Source organism: Bacteroidota bacterium, assembly GCA_018831055.1.
Lineage (GTDB): Bacteria > Bacteroidota > Bacteroidia > Bacteroidales > B18-G4 > M55B132.
The window spans coordinates 1-2,425 of the sequence record JAHJRE010000336.1 but is presented as its reverse complement, the minus strand read 5'-3'; the positions used below and the strand labels follow the sequence as shown (position 1 = coordinate 2,425).

3 protein-coding genes are annotated in these 2,425 nt (G+C 45.8%); all 3 read left to right on the top strand.

Annotation, left to right across the window (positions count from 1 at the left end):
• Positions 1–607: hypothetical protein (locus KKA81_17570; protein MBU2652740.1), on the top strand; the 607-nt coding region annotated here is incomplete at its 5' end.
• A gap of 268 nt (positions 608–875) precedes the next feature.
• On the top strand, positions 876–1,385 hold the full coding sequence (locus KKA81_17565) for a hypothetical protein (GenBank protein MBU2652739.1): 510 nt from the start codon (positions 876–878) through the stop codon (positions 1,383–1,385).
• Between the two features lie 2 nt (positions 1,386–1,387).
• A partial coding sequence (locus KKA81_17560) for a DegT/DnrJ/EryC1/StrS family aminotransferase (protein MBU2652738.1) occupies positions 1,388–2,425 on the top strand: 1,038 nt, incomplete at its 3' end.

Below are 2,425 nucleotides of genomic sequence, written 5' to 3'. Positions count from 1 at the left end.
TGGCGCAGAGCCTACCGGAGAATTGCTCTTTGGTGAATTTCTGGAGTTGATGAGAAGATACGACAAGCTTCATTTCACGCGCATGGGCTTGCCGAGATATAGTTTCTTCAATTCTGGAGAACACAGCATTAGTCCTGGCTATATTTCACTTACGGGAACATGGGTATTTAAGGACGGCACACCTCAAGGGATTCCTATCCAAACAAGTGTTATTGAGCTTAATAAAAACACTATGAGTGGTGTAGAAGCTATGTCATCGATTTTTTTAAAAGGCAACGACTCGTTACTTACTGTCGATATTATTCATTGGAAAATTACAAAGTGGAACACAAAAGAAATAGTGGCAGAAAATAACGCCCCAATAAATGCTTCATATACGTTGACTGTAGATTTACAGAACGAAAAGGTGTATATGTACCGTCGTCATAAAGGTGGAAAGATATTTGGGAAATTGGTATTAGAACCCAAGGTTTTGGAATTGGTCGATGGATTTAGAGTGTCGAGTGCTTTTTACAAGAAACGGCAGGAAGAAGCACGCAAGCTTTACAGCCCGGAGTACAAAAAAATGCTTGAACAGTTATCACAAACGACGGATGGCAACCACTGAGTAAACCCAGTGAGCGAAGTGGATGGTTTTTCTCCGACTTACGGTATTGTTGGAGCATCCAGTATCCAACTTTAGCTCACTCGTAGGCACTTTAGTTCACTTTAGCTCACTCCTCACTATCGAGAATCCAGAACACAGTGCCGAGTCTCGGAGATTTTTCTGGATTTCACTCGAAATCTAATCTGTTTTATGGTATAATACACCTAACTAATGGATTAGGGTCACAATAAATCGTCAATCGTAAATCATAAATCCGGGGGTCCTCCTGATGGCCATCGAAACCCAAATTTATGCCATAGGTACTTGTGCCATAGGTATCCTCGCTAACCGGCCCAACGCTATACGCTATACGCTGTACGCTGTACGAAATATGCAAAACAAACCCAATTTTCTTAGAAGTCAAATGAACGTAAAATCATATAATACAAAGCATTATGAAAATAAATCCAATTGGACACTTGGTGAAAACAAACCCAATTCAAACCCAATTCAAACCCAATCAAACCCAATTTCTTCAAAGGCCAAAATGAGCGTAAACATCTATTATACAGAGGATTATGAAAATAAATGGCTGCGGAGAGTCAGGAAAAACAAACCCAAAACAAACCCAAACAAAGCCTGTCCTGAGCGCAGTCGAATGGGCCAAATTCCGAACACTTTTTCCGCTAACGGCTCGCCCGTTAGAAGAAAAACGCTATCTTCTAACGGGGCGGGAGATTATAATGAAATCTTCAGCCAAACGTCATTTTTCCAGAGAACGCCAATTGAAAGGAGTTGAAAATGGATAAGAACGATTTAACAAGGCGGCAATTCATAGCCGCAGCATCGGCAGGCTCGCTCGCGGCTGTTACCTCAGGGACCATTCCTGCCTATGGAAACATAACTAAAAAAGCCGGCAAGCTGGCTATCCTGGGCGGTGAACCCGTCAGAAAAAACAAGAGCTGGCCTCGCTGGCCATACTGGGATGAAAATGTTATAGACTCGATATTGAAGACCACAAAGAGCAGGATTTGGTGTCGAATCCAATCTAAGACAGGTACTGTGCCCACGCTTGAAAAAAAGTTTGCCCAATTGATAGGGACGAAGCTCTGCGTGGCTACCGGCTCCGGAACCCAGGCATTACACACTTGTGTGGAGGCGCTTGGAATTGATGCGGGCGACGAAGTCATCACCTCACCTTATACCGACCCGGGGACAATCGCTTCCATTTTGTCCGCCAGGGCGCTGCCCGTCCTGGCTGACCTGGACCGCGAATCTTATCAGCTCGACCCGGAAGACGTGGAAAGGAGGATTACCGAAAACACCAAAGCGATTATGCCCGTGCACATGATGGGCCAAGCCTGCAATATGGACAGAATCATGGCCATTGCCAAAAAGCACAATTTGAAAGTGATTGAAGATGCCGCCCAGGCACACCTGGCCGAGTATAAGGGTAAGAAGTTAGGAACCATTGGCGACCTCGGATGTTTCAGCTTCCAGTCGAGCAAGACAATTGCCTGTGGAGAAGGCGGTGCAATAATAGGAAACGACGAAGAGCTTATGGACAAATGTTACACCGTCCATAATCACGGCACATCCCGCCGGGGACGCACCGAAGTGGCCGGTCCAAAATACCGGATGAATGAGTTCGAGGCGGCCGTGCTGCTGGGCCAGTGGGACGGTATAGAGGAACGCTTTGCCCGCCGCAATGAAAACGCCGCCCATCTGACCTCCAGGCTCAAAGATATTCCCGGCATATCCCCCCAGAAATTGTACGAAGGCACCAACAGCGGCTCTTTTTACATCTATGCTATGACCTATCGAAAAGAACACTTCAAT